General features: G+C 50.6%; 14 protein-coding genes. 8 read left to right on the forward strand and 6 right to left on the reverse strand.

Features of this window, described 5'->3' with window-relative positions; translation table 11 throughout:
- Window positions 1–2 precede the first annotated feature (2 nt).
- Together P2G88_RS12195 and P2G88_RS12200 are read left to right on the forward strand one after the other, a co-directional pair.
- Window positions 3–1,181, forward strand: coding sequence for a cytochrome c peroxidase (locus P2G88_RS12195; RefSeq protein ID WP_275796321.1), 1,179 nt, complete (start codon window positions 3–5; stop codon window positions 1,179–1,181).
- On the forward strand, window positions 1,174–2,679 hold the full coding sequence (locus P2G88_RS12200; protein ID WP_275796323.1) for a parallel beta-helix domain-containing protein: 1,506 nt from the start codon (window positions 1,174–1,176) through the stop codon (window positions 2,677–2,679). Before P2G88_RS12195 ends, P2G88_RS12200 begins: the two co-directional genes overlap by 8 nt.
- Window positions 2,680–2,875: 196 nt before the next feature.
- Here P2G88_RS12200 and P2G88_RS12205 read toward each other — a convergent pair whose 3' ends face one another.
- Genes P2G88_RS12205 through cysG form a run of 3 tightly spaced genes read right to left on the reverse strand, consistent with a single transcriptional unit; the run spans window position 2,876 to window position 5,404 of the window.
- Window positions 2,876–3,346: a CreA family protein gene (locus P2G88_RS12205; RefSeq protein WP_275796325.1), complete on the reverse strand. Its 471-nt coding sequence runs from the start codon at window positions 3,344–3,346 to the stop codon at window positions 2,876–2,878.
- A 3-nt stretch (window positions 3,347–3,349) separates the two neighbouring features.
- A complete protein-coding gene (locus P2G88_RS12210; RefSeq protein WP_275796345.1) occupies window positions 3,350–4,003 on the reverse strand; it encodes a TetR family transcriptional regulator in 654 nt (217 codons plus the stop codon).
- A gap of 12 nt (window positions 4,004–4,015) precedes the next feature.
- Complete coding sequence (gene cysG / locus P2G88_RS12215) at window positions 4,016–5,404, reverse strand: siroheme synthase CysG (RefSeq protein WP_275796347.1); 1,389 nt, start codon at window positions 5,402–5,404, stop codon at window positions 4,016–4,018.
- 250 nt (window positions 5,405–5,654) lie between these two features.
- Between cysG and P2G88_RS12220 the strand changes: the two genes are divergently transcribed.
- Window positions 5,655–7,277 carry a methyl-accepting chemotaxis protein gene (locus P2G88_RS12220; protein WP_275796348.1) on the forward strand — a complete coding sequence of 541 codons (1,623 nt, stop codon included), beginning with the start codon at window positions 5,655–5,657 and terminating at the stop codon, window positions 7,275–7,277.
- A gap of 78 nt (window positions 7,278–7,355) precedes the next feature.
- Here P2G88_RS12220 and P2G88_RS12225 read toward each other — a convergent pair whose 3' ends face one another.
- The gene (locus P2G88_RS12225; protein WP_275796349.1) at window positions 7,356–9,407 is read right to left on the reverse strand and encodes a winged helix-turn-helix domain-containing protein; all 2,052 of its coding nucleotides are present in this window, start codon (window positions 9,405–9,407) and stop codon (window positions 7,356–7,358) included.
- Between the two features lie 280 nt (window positions 9,408–9,687).
- Between P2G88_RS12225 and P2G88_RS12230 the strand changes: the two genes are divergently transcribed.
- Window positions 9,688–11,499 carry a CHRD domain-containing protein gene (locus P2G88_RS12230; protein WP_275796350.1) on the forward strand — a complete coding sequence of 604 codons (1,812 nt, stop codon included), beginning with the start codon at window positions 9,688–9,690 and terminating at the stop codon, window positions 11,497–11,499.
- 64 nt (window positions 11,500–11,563) lie between these two features.
- Here P2G88_RS12230 and P2G88_RS12235 read toward each other — a convergent pair whose 3' ends face one another.
- The gene (locus tag P2G88_RS12235) at window positions 11,564–13,498 is read right to left on the reverse strand and encodes a DEAD/DEAH box helicase (protein ID WP_275796352.1); all 1,935 of its coding nucleotides are present in this window, start codon (window positions 13,496–13,498) and stop codon (window positions 11,564–11,566) included.
- A gap of 216 nt (window positions 13,499–13,714) precedes the next feature.
- Here P2G88_RS12235 and prsT point away from each other — a divergent pair, with 216 nt between their 5' ends.
- Together prsT and P2G88_RS12245 are read left to right on the forward strand one after the other, a co-directional pair.
- Window positions 13,715–16,465, forward strand: coding sequence for an XrtA/PEP-CTERM system TPR-repeat protein PrsT (gene prsT, locus P2G88_RS12240; RefSeq protein WP_275796354.1), 2,751 nt, complete (start codon window positions 13,715–13,717; stop codon window positions 16,463–16,465).
- A 153-nt stretch (window positions 16,466–16,618) separates the two neighbouring features.
- Window positions 16,619–16,789, forward strand: a complete 171-nt coding sequence (locus P2G88_RS12245) for a hypothetical protein (protein WP_275796355.1) — start codon at window positions 16,619–16,621, stop codon at window positions 16,787–16,789.
- Window positions 16,790–16,839: 50 nt separating this feature from the next.
- Here P2G88_RS12245 and P2G88_RS12250 read toward each other — a convergent pair whose 3' ends face one another.
- Window positions 16,840–18,465 (reverse strand): alpha-glucosidase family protein, encoded by a 1,626-nt coding sequence (locus tag P2G88_RS12250; RefSeq protein ID WP_275796357.1) that lies wholly within the window; start codon window positions 18,463–18,465, stop codon window positions 16,840–16,842.
- A gap of 37 nt (window positions 18,466–18,502) precedes the next feature.
- On the opposite strand from P2G88_RS12250, the gene P2G88_RS12255 reads away from it, so the two are divergent.
- Both P2G88_RS12255 and P2G88_RS12260 read left to right on the forward strand, forming a co-directional pair.
- Window positions 18,503–18,748, forward strand: a complete 246-nt coding sequence (locus tag P2G88_RS12255; protein ID WP_275796359.1) for a hypothetical protein — start codon at window positions 18,503–18,505, stop codon at window positions 18,746–18,748.
- Window positions 18,749–19,047: 299 nt separating this feature from the next.
- Entirely contained in the window at window positions 19,048–21,984 is a 2,937-nt protein-coding gene (locus P2G88_RS12260) for a TonB-dependent receptor (protein WP_275796384.1), read from the forward strand.
- The last annotated feature ends 12 nt before the right edge of the window (window positions 21,985–21,996 follow it).

The raw sequence follows: 21,996 nt of genomic DNA on the forward strand, positions 1-21,996 counted from the left end.
CTATGTATCGCTTGCTGGTTTTACTGTTGTTAATAGCGGCCAATGCGCAAGCCATTGAGCTAAAGCAAAGCTGCCCTCCTAGTTTTGAGGAGCGGGAGGGGCGCTGTTATCTGGTCAGTCGTTATCAGTTTTTTGATTCCATGCAGGGTAAAGGCGTGGGCGGTACCCACACTGGCCTGCCGCCGATTCGTGATGGTTTTAGTCCTGCGCAAATCGATTTGGGGCGCTATCTTTTTTTCGATCCGATTTTATCCCGCGATCACAACCTGTCTTGTGCCAATTGTCATCAGCCGCAGCGGGGATTTAGCGATGGTATGGGACGCAGTGTTGGTGCTACCGGTGAGCCGGTAAAACGCGGCGCCCCCGGTCTTTGGAATGTGGGCTTTTTACGCCGCCTGTTCTGGGATGCCAGGGCGACGTCCCTGGAAGAACAGGCCAGAGGCCCCTTATTTGATCCCAAAGAAATGGCCAATACCCCCAAGCAGTTACTTGAAGATCTCAGCAATAGTCCTGAGTACGAACAACTTTTTGCCACCGCTTTTCCTGAACAGGACAGGGCTATTTCCATCAGCAACGTCACGCTTGCCCTGGCGGCATTTCAAAGCAGTTTGATTTCGCTGAACAGCCGCTATGACCAGTATGCCCTTGGTTATCATCAGGCCCTGTCAGAGCAGGAAATAAAGGGCATGAATGTGTATCGCTCTTTTGTGGCCCGCTGTGCGGAATGTCATACGCCGCCGCTTTTTACCAATCAGCAGATTGCGGTGATTGGCACCCCGGAGCCCGAAGGGTTGCCGCTTGATATTGGCGCTGAGGCGACTTTCGATGCGCCAAAACTAAAAGGCGGTTTTAAGGTGCCAAGCCTGCGCAATATTGTTAACAGCGGGCCTTATATGCACTCAGGTCGTTTTGATAACCTCGAAGATGCCGTGCGCTTTTATACACAGGGTCGCGGCCATGCGGTACCAGAAGGTGTCGATATGCAGATCCATTGGCATATCTGGGAGCCTAATCTCAGCGACCAGGAAATTACTGATATTGTTGCCTTTTTGGGGGCGCTGACCGACGAAAGCCTGCTGCCCGAGATCCCAACAATATTACCCTCGGGCCTGATGTCTCTGGCATCGACCAATCAATCACTCTCCCCAAATGCAAACCACAAGGAATCTGAACATGAATAAAGCGGTGATGCTTAGCGTGCTGCTGATAATTGCAGCCTTTTTCGCCGGCCGTTTTTGGTCCGGTCCGTCTTCGGTCACCATTACCGACAGTCGCGGTGGCGCCAGCTATGCCGGTGGTGTATCGGCCGATGAAGGCAGTAAGACAGAAGGTACCCGTCAGGTGGTGCCGGCAGGCTCTGGCAAGGTTCTGGAAGTGCGTGAAGGAGAGCGCATTATGGATATGGTTAAGGCCGCAGAGCCAGGCGACACCATCAGGGTGTATCCGGGCACCTATTCTGAAACCGTATATATCGACAAAGATGGCATTCGCCTGGTGGGCGTGATTGAAGCCGGTAAACGGGCAACCTTGGACGGAGAAGGCCATCTGAACGATGCCATTTTGTATTCGGGCAACAATATCGTGGTTGAGAATTTTCTGATCACCAAGTACAAGGGCAACGCTATTATGGGTCAGGCCGGGAATAACTTTGAGATCCGCAATAACATCATTGTGGATACCGGCGTCTACGGCATTTTTCCGCAACTGGGGAAAAACGGCATCGTTGAGCACAATGTGATTTCCGGTATCGAGGATGCGGCCATCTATGTGGGCATGAGTGACAACATTCATGTGGCCCATAACCAGGTGTTTGCAAGCGTGGCTGGTATTGAAATTGAAAACAGCCGCCATGCGATTGTGGAAAACAACTATGTCACTAATAACGCCGGAGGGATCCTGGCCTTTATCACCCCGGGTCTGCCGGTCAAAACCACTTACGATGTGATCATTCGTAATAACTTTGTGGTGGATAACAACCATGTGAATTTCGGCGCGCCAGGCAGCACTGTAGCCGGGATCCCTTCTGGTACCGGTATGCTGATTATGGCCGCCGATCAGGTGGTGATTGAGAACAATATTATCTCCGGGAATAAAACCGCCGGGATCCTGATTACCGACCATGATAATGCCCCTAATACCACCATCGATCCGGAGTCTGATCCTGCGCCTGATAAACTGGCCATCCTCAACAACCTGATGCTTAACAACGGCTATGACACTATCGACGAAGTGAAGGCCCTGATGCTTACTGAGTTTAAAACCGGCCAGCCGGATATTGTGCGTGTGGGGGTAAGCCGTGATAGCTGCATTATCAACCGCCATCAGTATGTGACGGTGGGCGTTGCCGATTGGGCAGAGTGTGATTTTACCCACACCAAAGACATTAGCACTTACCTGCTGGCAGAGCCGGTGGCGCCAAGAGAAATCGATCATTCAGAGGTGGGTAAGGTCGCCTATTTGGGGATCTGTGCCGGTTGCCATACTTATACCGGACGCATGATTGGGCCACCGGTACAGGTGATCCAGGCGCTGTATATGGATAATGCCGAGGGCTTGGCGGCCTATATTGCCAACCCGGTCAAAAAGCGTGATGACTACCCGGAAATGCCACCTCAGGATTATTTGGATGAAGCCACACGTTTGGCGGTAGCCAACTACATGTTGTCGGTGAGCAAATAGGGGATAACCACAGAGTCACAGAGGGCACAGAGATGGAAGGGGATATCTAATGCTCCTCTGTCATCCCCGGATTGAAGGGCACTGTGTCTCCGAAGGTGCTGGTTGAATTGTCATCCCCGAATGTAGTTATCGGGGATCTGTATCAGCTCTCTCCAAAGATGCCCTTTAACAACTTAAGGGCATGACTCTACCCTATCTAATTCGCCGCAGGGACCACAGCCTGATAGGCCTCGGTGCCGTATAGCGGTACTGTCGACAGGCTGTGTTTAAAGCTGCCGGAGGTCTCCTTGGTGGAGTAAGACACATACATCAGGGTTTGATGCTTGGCATCGAAAATACGCCGTATTTTCATGCTTTTGAAAAAGATACTTTTGGACTTGCTGAACAGCACTTCGCCGGAATCACTCTTATCTATTTGAGCAATCATCTGGGCGCTGATGGGGCCGGTTTGACGGCAAGCGATGGCGCTATCCGATGGGTCGGAAAAACTTAAATCAGCCTCAATACTGGAGACATGGCAGGTGACACCGGTGACGATGGGGTCATTAAAGGCATCCAGCTTAATGTCTTTGGTGGTAAACAAGCCAAGCGAGACGTCACCCACTTCGTTGCCGCCACAGGCAGATAACAGCGCGCACAGGGTGATGATGGCAATTGGTTTTTTCATAATTTAAAGCTCGAATAAGGTGCTGCTCAACAGCAGTGCGATGGTGGTATCAAGCTCATCCTCGGTCAGCGCGCTGCTTAGCATCTGATATTCCAGTTGCAGCAGGGTACCTACCAGCACATTGGCCCTGGCACTGGCATGGGGATGAGCAAGACTCTCGAAGAAGTGACTGACCGCCCGTTGTGTCATTTGCTGTGAGGTGGTGAGTAGCTTACCCAGTTTGGGATCGCGCAATGCTTCCTGTCGGAATGACCATTCCAGTAACCTGTTGTCGCGGTCGGCGACCTGACTTTTGATATGGTTGACCAGGAAGTGTTGCAGATTTTGCTTTAGTTTCACCCTATCCTGGTGCCGTTGGTACTCTTCCAAGGCTATCCAGGCGCTACGTTCCAAAAGCTGGATCTGGGCCAGATTTGATTCGGTAAAATAGACAAAGGCGTCATGAATCAAGCTATCGATGGATTCAAAGTAGTAGGTAGTAGCAGACAATGGCACCTCTGCCTCTTTAGCCACTGACCGATGTCGTACCTCGCGAATACCATCCCTGACCATTACCCGCAGGGCTGCCTGTAAAATGTTATTGCGTCTCTCCAGACTGTCACGACGTTTAGTGATACGGCCCTCGTAGGGGAGGGTGAGATTATCCAATATCTGCAACCCGGATGCTCCTTAAGCTGGGCGCTTTTGGTTTTGAAACCAGTTTAGCTGAGAATGCAGGCTGACCACAGTCCCCACGATAATCAGCGCCGGCGGTTTAATATCCGCAGCCTTGCTCTCAATATCGCTTAAGGTACCGGTAACCACTCGCTGCTGTTCGGTAGTCGCCTGCTCCACCAGAGCAATCGGCATATCGGCAGGCATACCATGGCTGATTAACTCACGGCAAATCACATTCAATCCGGTCAGCCCCATGTAAAACACTATGGTCTGACGTTTTTGCACCAGGGCCTGCCAGTCCAAATCGATGCTGTCATCTTTTAAATGGCCGGTAGCAAACACCACTGACTGTGCATGGTCACGGTGAGTCAGCGGAATGCCGGCATAGCTGGCCGCGCCTGCGGCGGCAGTGATACCGGGCACCACTTCAAAACCAATGTCATGCTCAAGCAAGGCTTGGATTTCCTCACCACCGCGACCAAAGATATAAGGGTCGCCGCCCTTAAGGCGCACCACGCGTTTGCCTTCCAGCGCCAGCTTAACCATCAGGGCGTTAATATTCTCCTGGGGCAGAGCATGATTGCTGGCGGCTTTACCTACGTAGATTTTCTCGGCATCGCGGCGCACCATATCCAAAATGGTCTGTGGCACCAAGCGATCGTACAGCACGACTTCAGCCTTTTGCATTAAACGCAGAGCGCGAAAGGTTAACAGCTCAGGATCGCCAGGACCGGCACCTACCAGATAGACCTCACCCCTGCTGCTAGGCGCGCTGTGTTCCAACTTGCTGAGCAGCGCCTGTTCGGCCCGCTCTTCATTGCCCCTGAGGACTTTTTCGGCAATATCACCGTCAAACACCTCTTCCCAGAAGTAGCGGCGCTCGGTGACATCGGTAAAGCGCTGCTTTACTGCATCTCGGAAATACTCTGCAAAAGCGCCCAGACGGGCGATGCGTTGTGGCACGAAGGCTTCCAACTTTTGGCGTAAATAACGCAATAACACAGGCGCTACGCCACCACTGGAAAGGGCAATCAGGATAGGAGAGCGATCGATGATGGCCGGGGTAATAAAACCGCAGAGTTTGGGAGCATCCACCACATTGACCAGCAGATTGCGGGCCTTGGCTTGCTGGCTTATCTCGGCATTAAGTGCCTTATCATTGGTGGCCACAAAGACCAGTTGTACCCCTTCCAGATCTTCTGTTTGGTAGGGACGATTATGCAGGCTGATTTTTTTATTATCGGCGAAACTTTGCACGGTGGCACTGACCCAAGGGGCAACCACTGTCACTTTGGCCTGGGTACGCAGCAACAACTCGATTTTGCGCGCGGCCACTTCGCCAGCACCTACCACCAGGCATCGCAGATCCTGGGTATCAACAAATAACGGGAAATACTGCATGTAATTAGAAAACCGGAAGATTCATGGATGCCATTTTATTCCTTTATTAATAACCAGATAATATTAATTTCTCAAAACATATTCCTTTTTTCTCTGTATTTTTCTTTTTTTGTTTCATTCACTGGTTAGCCATCTATATTCAGTGTCATGTTTTTTTCCTGTGAATAGCCCTGCCAGCGAACTCAGTTAGCTGAAAAGTGAGGTAGTTTGCTAGTCCTTGCTTTGTTGGATGCACATCTTAGGAGCCTTTATGATTCGTTCGGTTTCCATCGGTAATCGTTTGTATGGGGCATTTACTGTCCTGCTTGCGCTGATAATCATTCTGGGTGTCAGTACCTATTTCAACCTGCGTGAGATGGATGATTTAACCAATACCATTGAACAGCACCGAGTACCGAGCTTAGCGGCCATTAACGATATCAATATCGAGTTCCAGCGGGGCAGGCTCAATGCGGTGAATGTATTGACCGCGCGCACAGCGGAGGCTCGTCAGGAATACGAAACCCAGTTGGTCAAGGTTAATAATGAGCTTGAAGATGCCAAGACCCGTTATGCCAGTCTGATTCGAACACCAGAAACCCGTGCGTTGTATGAAGATTTTCTGGCCATGGAGAAACGTTACTGGTCACTGCAACAAAACATTCAGACACAGGCGCTAAGTGGTGATGAAGATGGTGCCTTTGCCAGGCGAGATCGCGAGTTGACGCCGTTGGCCAGGGAAGTGTCTGCCAAGTTGACGGCTTTGTTGGAGCGCCAGCGCAATCGTATTCAGGAAACATCGGCACTAGCTACCCAAGCTTATGTGGAAGCCAGCAGCCAGTTGGTGATTACCATTATTGCTTTGGTCGTGTTGGTTGTTGTCATGGCGCGAGTGATAACCCGTAGCTTGGTCAAGCCCATTTCAGAGGCTGCAAGAGTGGCCGATGCCATTGCCAATAATGATCTTACCGCTGAGATTGATATTGATGGCAATGATGAAGCCACGGCCCTTAGTCGATCTCTTAATAATATGCAGAAAAATTTAAGGCAAACAGTGTCTCTTATCGGCGATTCTTCCCATCAATTGGCTACGGCCTGCGAAGAGCTCAATCTGATAACCAAAGATGCCGAGCAGAATCAATTACAGCAGGCCCGTGAATTGGAGCAGGCCTCAAGTGCCGTTAACGAATTGACGGTGTCCATCGAAGAAGTTGCTACCAATGCCACAGAAACCGCTAAGGAGTCACAACAGGCCAATGATAAGACTGATTATGGCGCGGCACAGGTTAAGCGGACGGTCAGCTCTATTGAATCGCTGGTGGCAACAATTAAGAGCTCATCGGCCAATACTGAAGAATTGTCCAAGCAAGTGGGCAATGTGCGCTCAGTGCTTGAGGTGATTCGCGGAATTGCTGAACAAACCAATTTGTTGGCCCTAAATGCCGCCATCGAGGCAGCTCGTGCCGGTGAGGCCGGACGCGGCTTTGCCGTGGTAGCTGATGAGGTTCGAGCCTTGGCCAGTCGCACCAAGGATTCCACAACGGAAATTGAGGAAATCGTTAAAGCAGTGGAAAGCGGTACCGACGCCACGGTTAAAGCCATGGGCAGCAGTCAAAGTCAGGCGGCCACCACGTTGGAGGCCGGTAATGAAGGAAGTGAGGCTCTGGTGATGATATCCAGTCTTATCCAGCTAATTAGTGATCGTAATACGGGTACGGCCAGCGCGGTAGAACAGCAATCCTTGGTGGCACGCGAGGTGGACAGAAATTTAGTCAGGATACGTGATTTGGCTTCGGCAAATAATGACGGTGCAAAACAAATAACTGCTTCTAGTGCAGAGCTTGCCAAATTGGCGGATCAGTTAAGTGCGGTGGTGCGACGCTTTAAAACTTAAGGGTGCAACCGAAGTTGATAGACATGGTTTTTAGGGCTATCTGGTGACAATGCACCCATTACAGATTGAATGCCGACCTTAGCGGCGGAAGCGGGCATAAATATCGGCTTCTAACACCCTGTTGGTGATAAGGTAAAGTTTACGGCTCTGTGTATCAATTGAAAAACGGCCATAACCCGGCACTGTGCCGGCGGGAAAGCGCGCGACTTCAGTGGGAACAGGGTTGTCAAAGGCTTGTAACATCAACTTGTCATACTCCTCCTCTCGAAATAGGTAGTAAATACCATCCTCGTTTAGGTCCCAGTTAGCCCAGTCGGTGACTTTCAGCGTCGGAACAACGAGCCGCTCTTGTGCATCATCAAGACGCTCCCATATCCCATTGGTGTCGGCTTTGGAATAAAACTGCCGGTTATGCCATTCGCGCAACAGGCCGCCTCCATCATAGGTGAAGCGTTGGGGCTCGCCCTTCAGAGGATAGTTCCAAAGCTCCCAACGTCCCGATACCGGCGTTGATGCCATTAATTGTTTGTCATCGGCACGCCACCGCAATGCAAAATGGTCGCTGGCATCCTGACTTAATTGCCTGACCTGGCCACTCTCTACATTGAGAAGGTGGATGTGTAAGTGTTCACTCACACTGGTTTTTGCCAAAAATGCCAGCCACTCTCCAGAGGCAGATAAAAAGGCATCGCTGATGTTGTTGTAATTGGCTGGAATTGAGAATCTTTTGCTTATTTTTCCGCTTTCTTCAGCCAGTAAAAATTGTGTGCTGACATTGTCCGTCTTCGTATATAGAAACTGGCCGTTGGGCTGCGGGTTAGGGGTAGTAGTTGTAAGGTCTTCAATCACATTCAATGCTGTAAGAGGAGCGTTTGGGTGTTTCAAGTCCAATTTAGATAGCTGCCAGTTGTGTTGCCTGACTTCGTAAAGAAGCACTGTGCCTTGTGAACTTGTGCTGGGATTACCGCCTTGAATGTTCAATGGCTTTGGTATCCCGCCCTGCGTTGGTACTTCCCATAAGTGCCAGTCTCCATCTCTGTTGGAGGAAAAAATAATGGAGCGTCCGTCGGCACTCCAGGTAAAGCCATGGATAAGGCCGTGGTCAAAAGTGAGGCGGGTTATTTTCTGGTCAGGAAAGGTTAATAGGTAGAGGTCATGGTTCTCCACGCTCTCTGAATGCAAAAAAGCAATCTGGTTGTCGGTGGGCGAGGGGCGACTGGCACCATCAAGCACATAGCGCGGAGTGCCGGGCACATTCAGTTGCGTTTTGTTTTGGCCATCCGCAGACAATACGAACAGTCCGCCTCTATTCATTCCCTCACGTTTGTCGTAAATAATCAGCGACTCCCCATCAGGGTGCCAACTGGCTTTAGTGTACAAAAAGCTGTTACAGTTGTGTCGCAGACGCTCCTCGAGTGTGGCAATCTCAATGCTGTATATACCGCAGCTTTTTTCGCCATCACTGCGCTTAAACAGCAGTGTCCTGCCATCTTTTGACCACTGCGGATCGCTTTCACCATCAGGGTGATGGGTGAGTTGCGTTGCTTTTTCAGCGCTTTCTCCTACCGCTTTCAGGTACAGATCATATTGCCGGTTCTTGTAGAAAACATAGGCAAACCATTTGCCATCAGGTGACAGTGCCGGCTGTAGCTCCATGCCCTGATCACGAGTTTGCACAATAACCTCTGCGGTCTCCCAGGAGGGGGCGGCTTTGGGCCAGAAGCTCCAGATCAAAATGAGCGCTAAAACCAAGGTGGAAAAGCCTGCCCACTGAGTAAAGCGGCTTTTTGACGGCAAAGATCCTTTATCGGGTACATCTTGTTGGTTTGCTGTGACGGGAAGCAGCAACTGATAACCGGATTTTGGGACTGTCTGAATACACTCCTGCTTTTCCGGAGGTTTACCTAGAGAGGCTCGTAATTGCCATATGGCATTTGTGAGTGCTCGCTCACCAACTGCTTCATTACCGTCCCAAATAGCCTCTATCAACTCTTCACGGGTAACCAAGCGGTCATGATGCTTAGCCAAGTGCAATAACACCTGCATCACTTTCTGACGCAGGTTGATATCTCCTTCGTCGCTTCTTAACCTGTAATGCTCGGCATCAACCTGCCACTTTCCGATAAACAACCTTGTTGATTTCCTTTTGTATTAACTGCTCACAGTGTAAAGGCAACGTCATCCCATCAACAATGCCTTTAAATGCGGGGGGCCATTAATCTCATAAAAAAACGCGATGAAGTGCAGGCCCTGGGCGGAAAAGACTTTTTTTAGACTTTTTTAGCGAAGATTAGATTTGTATCACTTTGCCCAGGCAACGCACTCTCTGGGGGTCATGACAGACACACCGGTAACAGTTCACCTTTCACAGGTCTGACCGGTTTAAGCAAATCTGATCCCGAGGAATGCTATGAACAACAAGACCATCAAATTGGCGCTGGCCACGGCTGTTTTCACAACAGTGTGGGGATGTTCAGACGATAACACCGTCAGCACTGAACCTGCGCCACCAAGTGTGCCGACGCCAATTAGCTTGCAGGTTTCTCTCAACAATGAGCAGCAAGTACCTTATGTTATTGCTGGATTGAATGCCGATGCTGAACTGCTTCTGGATACAGAAAGCAATAGTTTAAGTGGTACGCTCAGACTCAATGGTATCAGCGCGGTGGGCGCACATATTCATCTGGGATATGCCGGTGAAAATGGTCCTGTGCTGGCAGCTTTTGCACCAGGTAGCAGCGCCGATGAGATGCTCCTGGCCAACACCGTACTGGATGAAGCGCAATTAGAGGCTCTTCGTGACGGTGCACTCTATATCAATGTGCACTCGCAGGCCTACCCGCAAGGCGCAGTACGCGGCCAAATTTTAATGGAAGGCGTTGAGGTGTTTGTGTTTGATCTCAGCAGCCAGCAATTCGGACCGCATATGCTCACACCTGCCAGTGGTAAAGGTTATGTCACTCTCAATGACAACGACAATACCCTGACCACCCGAATCTATGCTGAGTCGCTAACAAGATCTACTATGGCGCACATCCATCAGGGACAGCCCCTGCAAACAGGCGAACCTTTAGTGACATTGGAGAGGAGCCAGGCAGCAACAAACCTGTGGACCCTCAGTGAATTGCCAGTGGAACAGCAGGTGGTTGATTCAGTGCGCTCTGGAACGACCTATGTCAACATTCACAGCGAAGACTTTCCCAATGGAGAGCTGCGAGGTCAGGTGTTGCCTGACTCAACTGATCTTTTCAACTTTAATCTTGATGCCCTGCAACTCGTTCCGCCCCAGAGTATTGACGCCAGTGGTCATGGTTATGCCTTGGTCAATCATCGGGACAGCCAACTTACGGTGGAAATTGGGGTGACAGTGCCGGGCGATGTTGTCCAAGCCGGCATAGCCAAAGGGGAACCCGGACAAACTGGCGAAACACTGCTGGAAATGGAAGTTGATGCACAAAAAGCGGGTGTATTTCGCTTACAAGCGGCCTTAAACGAACAGGAATTGAATGAGCTGGAGCAGGGAGCCTGGCATATCAACATGTCAGACGGTGACAACGCCCCGGTTTTACGCGGTCAGTTGAGTAAAACGCCAAGCTCCACCGGTATTTGGCTGGATCAGCGTTCAATGCTGCCAGGAAGCCAGACTTACAGTATCAATTGGCAAGGCCAGCCGATTGGCAGCGCCCGCATCGACACTTCAATTGTTGAAGGCAAGGTGACGATCACCGAGGTTACCGATGCACCGCCCTTTGGTGTGGTAGAAACTTTACAGGTAGAGATGGATGCCAACAGTGGTGCGCCACTGGCTTATCAAGGCACTGGTCAATCTGGCGAACGTAAAATTGCCATTGATTTAGCGTGGCAGGCTAACCATCTGAATGGCAGCAGTGATTTGTCACCAGAGGCGTTGGATCAGCGTTTGCCTGCTCGTCATATTGAGCAGCTTGGCCTGTTTTACTCGGTAAAGGCGCTCCCACTGGCCGAGGGACTGATTATTCCTTTCACCGTCTACAACGCACTGGATATGACCACCGCAGAAAGAACGCTGAGGGTGGAAGGCATTGAAACAGTGAGTGTGGCGGCAGGCACCTTCGAAACTTTTAAAGTGTTTTTGGACGGCGCCGATGTGAACCAGATTTTCTATATCAGTACACAAGTGCCAAGGCAGTTGATTCAGATTGGCTTCGATGCGTTCCCCATCACCTACGAGTTACAACCTTAAAAAAACAAAGCCGGGCAATTTGCCCGGCTTGTAAACTTATATTGCCCACTGCTGTGGGCTTTTTTTAATCTTCTTTTGGCTTACGATCTTTGCGCGGACGGTCTGAACGCGGCTTGTCGCTGTTCTCAAAGCGTGGACGATCACGGCGAGGGCTGTCGCCCCGAGGACTATCACCCCGAGGACTGTCGCCCCGTGGTGGTCTGTCACCGCGAGAACCTTCGTTCCGAGCCGGTGGCGTATCGCTCCATTCACGCAGATTCAGACGTTGACCGGCAACACGGGCCTTTTGCAGTATTTCCCGTACTTCTGGCGGCATACCCTCTGGCAGATCCACAGTGCTGTAATTGTCATAGATCTCGATGGCGCCAATATGTTTGCTATCAATACCGGCTTCATTGGCTATAGCGCCAACGATATTACCTGGCTTCACGCCGTGCACATGACCCACTTCCAACTTGTAGCGCTGCTTACCCTCTTCAGGGCGACTGGTGCGTTTACGGGGGGCGCGTTCTGGGCGATCGCCGCGATCACCACGAAAATCGCCTCTGTCTCCGCCTTCACGGGAACCGAATTCCCTCTGGCCGTATTCACGGGGACTACGCTCGCGACCTTCTCTGAAGCCGCCTTCACGGGGTCCACGCTCACTGCGACCACCGCGCTCAGTCAGATCGGGCCGATCGGACTCCTTCAGCAACAGCGGTTCATCACCTTGGGCAATTTTGGCTAAGGCTGCCATCAGGACCTCAGGTTCGGCTTCAGTTTCCGCCTGAATGGCTTCGATAACCGGGATCAGTGCTTCCAGGTTCTCATCTTCCATGGCCTCAATAACAGACTGCTTGAAGCGACGCAGACGCTGCTCGTTGAGCTCTGAAACCGACGGAATAGGCATCGGTTCGATGGCCTGTCGGGTGGCCTTTTCGATGGCGAATAACATGCGCTTTTCACGATGCGAGATAAACAGGATGGCATCGCCCTGACGACCGGCGCGGCCAGTGCGGCCGATTCGGTGTACATAAGACTCCGTATCGTAGGGGATATCAAAGTTAATTACGTGACTGACCCGCTCGACGTCTAAACCGCGGGCCACTACATCTGTGGCGATCAGAATATCGATCTTGCCTTCTTTGAGGCGTTCCACCGTGCGCTCACGGGATTTTTGTGGAATATCACCGTTGAGCGGCTCTACGTCATAGCCTCGCGCAGATAGCTTTTCGGCCAACTCCAGGGTTGCCGTTTTGGTGCGCACAAAGATGATCACGCCATCGAATTCTTCCACTTCAAGAATGCGGGTCAGGGCTTCCAGTTTGTGATGACCAGCAACCTGGCAGTAGCGCTGACGAATGGTGCTGGCGGTGCTTACCTTGGAGGCAATTTTCACAACCTTAGGATTTTTCAGATAGTTATTAGTGATGCTGCGAATGCGCTCTGGCATGGTGGCAGAGAACAGTGCCGTCTGACGCTCTGCAGGAGCATGGCTCAGGATCCACTCCACATCATCAATAAAGCCCATACGCAGCATTTCGTCTGCTTCATCCAATACCAAGTATTTCAGTTTATCCAGCTTCAGCGTACCGCGTTTGATATGGTCGATAACACGTCCTGGTGTACCTACCACAACCTGTACACCACGTTTCAGGGGGCGAATCTGGTTGTCATAAGACTGACCACCATAGATGGGTAGTACCTTGATATTGCGGTTGTAGCTGGCGTAGGTGTGGAAAGCTTCGGCCACCTGAATCGCCAATTCGCGTGTTGGCGCCAGTACCAGCAATTGCGTGGTCATATCATCGGCGTCGATACGCGCCAACATAGGTAGCGCAAAGGCCGCGGTTTTACCGGTACCGGTCTGTGCCTGACCTAACAGGTCGTGACCTTGAAGCAGCAAAGGGATACTTTCTGCCTGAATCGGAGAGGGGGTTTCATAACCCACTTTCTCCAAGGCCTTGAGTAGGTCTTCGGGCAAATTTAAGTCTTTGAAGCTGAGTTCTGTGCTGGTCATCGAGAATCCTGATAGTCGGCAAATGACGGGAGTGTCGGGCGTGCCATGTCTGCAAAAGCGCAATTATATTAGATATCTGAGATTTAAACCATGTTGCTGCTATTTAATCCGCTTTTGTGAACACAACATCTCGTCCTCATGGGTTTGAGATTGAAATAGCCTGCTTTTCTCTCTAGCCTAGTGTATTGGACACTCTTCTTCGAATATTAAGGACTTATGGTGTTTCGAGTCACATTAACCGCTCTTTTAGTTTGTTCTGTGTTGGCTTGCAGCAAGCCGACCAGCGAACAGCATTTACAGCAGGCCAGGGAATTTATCGAAAAAGGCAATAAGGAAGCGGCCACCATCGAGCTGAAAAACGCGCTGCAACTTACTCCGCAGCTAGCGGAAGCACGCTTTGAATTAGGAAAGCTTTATTTGGATCTCCGACTGTACGCTGAGGCCGAGAAAGAGCTAGATCGTGCAATGGAGTATGGTTATCCGAAAAAGGAGGTAATTCCTTTGTTGTCCAGAGCATATCAAAGGACGGGCTCTGACCTTGCGTTGAGTAAATTGGCAACCAAAGACACTGGAATGTCTGACTCTGAAAGTGCGGAAGTAGATTTCTACAAACTGGAGTCGTTCGTTAACCTGGACCAGAAACACAGTGCACGACAAATCATTGAGCAGATAAAGCAATATCGCACAAATTCTCCATTCAAGACGTTGGCATTGGCATACGGATATCTTTTAGATGATCAACGAGAATCGGCACTGATTCAGTTGGATGAAGTCTTAAAAGCCCATCCTAACCAACCTAATGCCTTGAGTATGAAGGCGAACTTGTTGTTCCAGCAAAGGGACTTAGCAGGGGCGGCGGACGTTTACAAACAGTATCATGAGTCGCATCCGGAAGAGCATGAAGTGACCTTTATCCTGGCCAAGTTATTGACCGATCTTGGCCGCACCGAAGAAGCAGAGCCGCTGCTGGATAGTCTTCTCAAACTTAATAAAGAAAATTCTCTGCTTAATCAATTAAAAGGCGTTGCAAGGGCAAAGGCGGAAGATCATGCTAAGGCTCTGGAGTTTTCCCAAAAAGCTTTGCAAGAGCGGGGGAGTGATCCTGCATTACGGTTGGTGGCGGGTTACGCCGCCTTTCAGTTGAAAGACTATCAAACGGCATATAATCATCTTTCATATATTGCGGGGGACTTGCCGCCAGATCATCCCGGGATGCGTTTACTGGCTGCAAGTCAGTTGCAGTTGGGAATGGACACACAAGCGGGTGAGACCCTGAATCAAATGCAGAATCTTTCTGCCGAAGATGCCAGTCTGTTATCTGTCGCCAGCTTTAATCTGTTGAGGCAGGGGGATGTAAAACAAGCCAAAGCGCTGGTAGAAAAGTCCTCAACCGTTAGTCAATCGGCCGAAGATTTAACCCGCCTGGGGATATTGCAGTTGTCTCTGAATGATGTAGAGGGCGTGCTAAATCTTGAAAAGGCATTGGAACAAGCACCAGACCAAGCTCTGACTAAAGCCACACTGGCCACCGCATACATTGCAACCGGGCAGTTTGAAAAAGCCCTTAAACTTGCCGAAGAATGGCAGAATAACGACGAAAACGCCGCCCAGGGCTACCTATTGGCAGGTAATGCGCATATGCGGATGGGCAATCAGGATAAAGCACGGCAAAGTTTTGAAGCCTTGCTTGCGAAGCAACCTGACAATTCCCAGGCAAAGTTGGCGCTGGTAGAAGTGGATCTGGTGCAGGGAAATGCTGAGCAGGCTAAAGCGGCATTGGGGGCTCTGCTGGTGCAGTCTCCTACTTTCTTACCCGCACTGATTCGCAACTTTGAGATGGGACTGCGAGAAGGCTCGGGCAAGCAGGCAATTGCCCCCATACAAAAGGCATTTGACGCCAAGCCAGATGACATGCAGACACGGCTGCTTTTGGCCAAAGCCAGGTTGGTAATTAACGAGCCTGCCAAGACCATTGAGCTACTCAAAGGCCAGTCCAATCCATCGTCATTGCCAAATATCTACTGGGAAACTTTGGGCCAGGCCTACTTAGCCACTAATCAGGTGGCTGAAGCAGAAAAGCATTTCGACCAATGGCTGAGCTTTGCTCCAAAACAACTCAGCGCACAGGTTGGCAAACTGTTGTTATTGGATATACGCAGCCAGTTCAGCGAGGGGCTGACAAAAAGCCAAGAAGCGCTGGCGATGTATCCTGACGATGTGCGGGTGCGAGTGCTGCACACCCATTTCCTGTTGATGAATGCAGATTTTGATAAAGCCAGAAAAGCCTTCGACGTGCTGCCCGCCGCTTTTAAAAACAGCAAGATGGGCAAGAGTTTTGAAGGGCGTTTGTTGGCAGGTGAAGACAACTGTCCAGCAGCACTGCCCAGTGCCCAAGAGGCCTATCAGGCTACCCCCAATCATCGTAATTTGACGGTGTTAGTCTTCTGTCTGGAAAAAACCGGTCAACAGCCGCAGAGCCTGGCACTACTGAAACAGCATATGGCCCAACATGATAAAGATTTACCCTCACTGATGTTGCTGGCCGAAAGAGAAGTCATGGTAGCGCCCAAAGACGCTATCAGCCACTATGAGCAAGCCCTGGCATTACATCAGGACAACTTTCTGGCGCTGAATAACCTTGCTTATTTATATGCCCAGGAAGGGCGGTTGGAGCCCGCCTTAAAACATGCAGAACGTGCCAATGCGTTGAAACCTGATCACCCTGCAGTGATGGATACGCTGGCGCAAATATACACCAAGCGTGACAATCCAAAGCAGGCTGAAGAGCTATTGGCCCGCGCGGTCACTTTGCCCGGTAGCACTGAAGAGATTTACCTCAACTACGTAGAGCTACTGTTGCAGCAAGGTAAAAAGGAGTTGGCACAGCGGCGTTTGGAGCAGAAGAGTTTTGAACAAGCTGCTTCTTTATCGCGGGTGTCTGCCCTGAAAAAGCAATACTCGTTGTGAGGTTAAACCGAGGAAGGGACGAGCTTTCGTCCTTTAGTTGGGTTTAAACGCATCGATGTAAGTGATTTCGTACAAAAAGATCAGAGCTATGCCATTGCGTTCGATGGCATAAGCCTGAGACACTAACTGGCGTCCGAAAAATAGAATAAAATCATGGATATGGACAATCAAAACGTTCTGGTGCTTAAAGATAAATTACAGTGCGCAAGCGAGCATCTGGCTAAAGCACCCAAAGATCAACAAGCCTTAAGGGATTTAAAACAGGCTCTGGAAAGTCTGTTAAATGAGATTGAAACAATCCTGCCAGAACAGCAGTTAAAATAAGAATAAGTGAAAATGAAGAAGGGAGCTTGGCTCCCTTTTTAGTTTTTGAGTTAAGGATTCAGGGACAAAACCTGATAGCCATACCCTGGTAGCTGTATTGTGTTGCCAGAGTGGGTGCCGCTTGCCAAACCATGTTCAGATAGCGCTGTTGCACCCTTTGTCAATGCTGTCTCGAAAGCAACCTTATCCTTCTCCAGATTGATACACACCAGTAACCGCTGATCGCCTGACTCGCGAACAAAGGCCAATACCGGTTCAGGGGCGTCAATAAATTGAATACTGCCTTTAACCAAGGCACTCTGTGTTTTTCGCCAAGCCATAAAACGGCGAAAGCTGTTCAGCACCGAATCGGCCTGATGTTCCTGCTTGTCGAGGGCATATGACAGGTGCTGTGATGGCATAGGTAGCCAGGGTTTATGGGTGCTGAAACCGCCATTGACGGCATCAGACTGCCAAGGGAAAGGCGTACGACAACCATCACGGCCTTTGAAATTTGGCCAAAAAGCAATGCCATAAGGGTCCTGCAGGTGCTCAAAGTCCACCTCGGCTTCGGGAAGCCCCAACTCTTCGCCTTGATAAAAGCACACCGAGCCCCGTAAAGAGGCCACCATCGCCAGCAGCATCTTGGCAAAGTCAGGGCTATAGCTGTCATCTCCCCAACGAGAGACGGCGCGGGTAACGTCATGATTGCTGATGGCCCAGCAGGGCCAACCATCGGGCATGCCCTTTTCTGAAGCTTCTACTGTTTGCTTTATATAATTTGCTGAAAATTCTTTACTCAGTAATTCAAAGCTATAGCCCATGTGCAGGCGCTGCTCTCCATTGGTGTATTCGGCCAGGGTAGCGATACTGTCCTCAGAAGATACCTCCCCTAAAGACGTGGTGCCGGGATACCTGTCCATCAGTGCTCTGAGTGATTCAATAAAGGGTAGATTTTCCGGCTGCGTATTGTTGTAGTAGTGGTACTGAAAGGCGTAAGGATTGTCTTCGCTGAAGCCGCGGCCCTTACGTTCACTGACCGGCTTGGCTGGGTTGTCTCGCAGTAGCTTGTCATGAAAGCAAAAGTTGATGGCGTCCAGACGCAAGCCGTGAACACCCTTTTCCAACCAGAATTCCACATTATCCAGCGCTGCCTGCTGCACTTGCCGGTTATGGAAATTTAGATCCGGCTGACTGGTCAAAAAGTTGTGCAAGTAATACTGTCCCCGACGAGGCTCCCATTGCCAGGCGCTACCACCGAAGATGGATAGCCAATTGTTTGGAGGCGAGCCATCGGGTTTGGCATCAGCCCACACATACCAGTCCGCTTTTGCATTATTGCGGCTCTCGCGGCTTTGCAAAAACCAGGGGTGTTGGTCTGAGGTATGGCTGAGTACCTGATCAATCATAATCTTTAACCCCGAGGCACCGGCTTTTTCCACTAAACGTTCAAAATCGTCCAGGTTGCCGAACATGGGATCGATGTCCCGGTAGTCACTGATATCGTAGCCAAAGTCTTTCATCGGCGAGCGAAAGAACGGGGATATCCAGATGGCATCCACGCCAAGACTGGCTACATAGTCTAACCTCTCGATAATGCCGGGCAGATCGCCGATACCATCGGCGTTAGTGTCCAGGAAGCTGCGTGGATAAATTTGATAAATTGCCGCCCCGCGCCACCATTGATCCTTTTTCATACTGCGAACATGCCCCAACAATCAATATGTAAACAAAATGTTGGCTGAAGGATACGTCAGCTATTCGCTCTGTGTAAAAACCCTGCATACGTATTCAATACAAGGATTAAAAAGAAAAGATGTCCCAATGGGCTTTGGGCCGGGGACAGAAGCTCCGCTGTGGCCTGTTGAATACCTGTGCAATACAAAAAAACTAAGCTTTGCTGATGAAGCTGAGCAGCCAATTGCCATTTTTGTTTCCTCGATGTGCACGGAAAGTTCAGATAAGGAGCAACAAGAATGAGGCTTATACTCGAAAAGCAGTGCCAAGGAGTTCACAAAGATTTTGTAATTAATCTGTTAACAAAATGCTTAAAGATGTAAATGAATACGTATGCAATGCATTGAGCCTGTCTCATAGCCAGGGCTAGTATGTTTTGATTCCAACAATAGGTGGTTTATTGCCCGTTTTGCGGTACCGGCGGTGCACCATCACAAAAAGGGTAGCAAAACATGTTTGACGCCAGATCCAGTGGTCGTACTGGAGTAAAAGCCAATTTTCGGCCAAACCCTGTCAGTCGTTGCCTGATAGCGGCGGGCCTAATGTCTATCACACCTTGGCTGCAAGCGCAGGAATCCGGGGAAGACAAAAAAGAACAAGCTGTGGAAGTGATTGAGGTCAAGGGCTTCAGTACCAGCCTGATCCAGTCATTGAACCAGAAGCGTTTCGGCGATACGGTTTCCGAGCAAATTTCCGCCGATGATCTGGGTGGTTTGCCCGATGTTTCCATGGCCGATGCTTTAACCCGATTGCCGGGTATTTCTGCGGTACGTACCGGTGGTCAGGCGGCGGAGATTAACATCCGCGGTTTGTCCGGTGACTTTGTGTTTTCCACCCTAAATGGTCGCGAGCAGGTTTCTACCAGCGGCAGTCGTAGCATCGAATTCGACCAATACCCCTCAGAATTGATTAACTCCGCCGCCGTGTATAAGTCGCCCAAAGCCTCACTGATTGAAGGTGGGGTGGCCGGTACTGTGGAGCTGAAAACCGCCAGCGCCCTGAGTAATGACAAGGTACATACCTTCAATATGAACCTGCGCGGCATGTATAACGACAGTGCCAATGATATTCCCGATGGTGAGGAATTTGGCCATCGCTTGAGTTTTTCCTACCAGGGCAAGTTCCTTGACGACACCCTGGGGCTGTCATTTGGCTATGCCAGGCTGTTCCAGCCCAGTGTTTCCACCCAGTTTATCGGTCTGGCCTATAACGCCCAAAAAGATTTGGATGGTGATGGTGACAATGAATTCTTAAGCGAAGGCTTTGAGATGCAGCACAAGGGCGGCGAAGAAACGCGCGACGGTTATGTGGCTGCCATCGAATGGGCGCCGGTGGATAACTTCACCCTGAAGGCCGATGCCTTTATCTCCAAGTTTGATTCCGAGGAGTTCGCCCGCGGCTTCCGGGTTAAGCTGGGTGGCAGTTCCGCCGCAGTCGGGAATCCGGTACTGGTCAATGACGCGGTAATCGGCGGTACCTTTAACCGCACGTCACAAAGCTTCACCCGGGTGGAACTGGTTAATGATGACAACCAGGACTTTGACGAGGTCAAGAGCTTTGGCATTAACGCCAACTGGCAGGTCAATGATGACCTGTCGCTGTCTTTCGATGTCTCCCAATCCATTGCCAAGAGTAACTTCCGTAACGGCCTGTTGTGGTCATTGGTATCCGAAGACGCCAATGCCGCTAATCCCAGGCTGGATGAAAATATCTCCATTAGCTACTTGCTGAATGGCCTGGATCTGCCGGATTTAGGCTTTAGCCAGGCCGATGCCTTTACCGATTTGGACAGAGTTCTGGTCAGTAAGTACGGCATCTATCCCTATGAAAACGATGATGAGCTGATTGCCTATCGCCTGGATGGTAAGTATGCGCTGGATAACGCGTTTTTCTCCTCCATAGAGGCGGGGATCCGCTATTCTGACCGGGAATACAGTAATGACCGTTCGGTGTTTGAATTTGGTAGCGATTCCTCTTTCCCCGGCAGTCAGCCGCCGCTGAAACTGACGGAGGATATGGTTCAGGTGGTCAATTGGGCAGGGGATTTTGCCTACTTCCCCAGCTACCTGGCCATCGACCTCAATAAAGCGCTGAATGCCTGGTTCCCTAATGGTATCCCGCAGCCGGTGAAAACCTGGGGCACCGGTCATCCCGGTGTGCTCAATGGTCCAGGCAGCGGTCCCAATACCGCCTGGTCGATGCTGGAAAGCGGTTCGGTATATGAAGAAGTGCTCTCTGCCTATCTGATGGCCAATATCGATACTGAGCTGTTTGGCTTGCCGGTGACCGGTAATATTGGTATCCGCCGGGTGGAGTCTGAGCAATCCTCTACCGTGTTGCAGGATGTCTCGGAAGACATTATCGACCCCATTACCGGCGAAGTGATTGATACCCGCGGCAATCCGTTAAATGGCGCCCAGTACATCACCGATGATGCCGGCCTGGTCAATGACTTTTTCCGCCCGGCCCTGTTAACCGACAAATACACCGACTATCTGCCGTCTTTGAACCTGAACTTTAAACTCACCGATCAGGATCAAATCCGCTTTGCTGCTGCAAAAGTTATGGGCCGTGCACCCATTAACCGGTTGTTTGCTAATGCCACAGTGCGGGTAGATGAAGTCTTTGCCACCCAAGATCAGGATACCGGCAATATTATCCTGTCGGCGCCAACGGCCAAAATCAGCGGCAACAGCAACAACAGCCCTTATTTGCGGCCGTTTTACGCTAACCAATACGACATTTCCTATGAGCGGTATTTTGAGGACACCGACGGCGCCTTTATTGCCGCGTTGTTTTACAAAGATATTCAATCCTTTATCAGTGAATTTACCGAGGATCCCTTCGATTTTGCCGGTAATGGCTTCACCGTTCCGACCAGTATCAATGTACTGGTAACAGATGAAGACGGAAATCCGGTTTTCGATGACCAGGGCGAGCGCCTGAGCGTGCAAGTGCCCACCGAAAACGGCGCTTACACCACAGCAGTGAATAATGAGAAAGGCGGCTATATCCGCGGTCTGGAACTGGCCTATACCCATATCTTCTCTTTCCTGCCTGACTTGTGGTCGGGGCTTGGCGTCAATGCCAGCTACTCCTACACCGAGAGTGAAATCCAGCAACAGACCACGCTAGGTGGCAACAGCGTGACCCAAACCCTGCCGGGGCTGTCGGAGAATGTACTGACTACAACCTTGTTCTGGGAGTACGAGGATTTTGAGACTCGTGTCAGCGTGCGCTATCGCGATGCCTTTGTATCCAAGCAGGTAGCGGTCAATGAGCAGGTGGTCAATTTTGATGCGGAGACCGTGGTCGACTATCAGGCCTCCTACCAGTTCAACGAAAACCTGGGCGTGCTGTTCCAAGTCAATAACCTGACCGATGAGCCGACCAAAAGCTATTTCGGCACCGAGGCTCAGACCGGCACCATCCAGTATTTCGGCCGCCAGTTCTATCTCGGCATGACCTATTCCCTGTAACCAGATAAGAAA

This window comes from Aliiglaciecola sp. CAU 1673, assembly GCF_029223185.1.
Classification (GTDB): Bacteria; Pseudomonadota; Gammaproteobacteria; order Enterobacterales; family Alteromonadaceae; genus Bowmanella.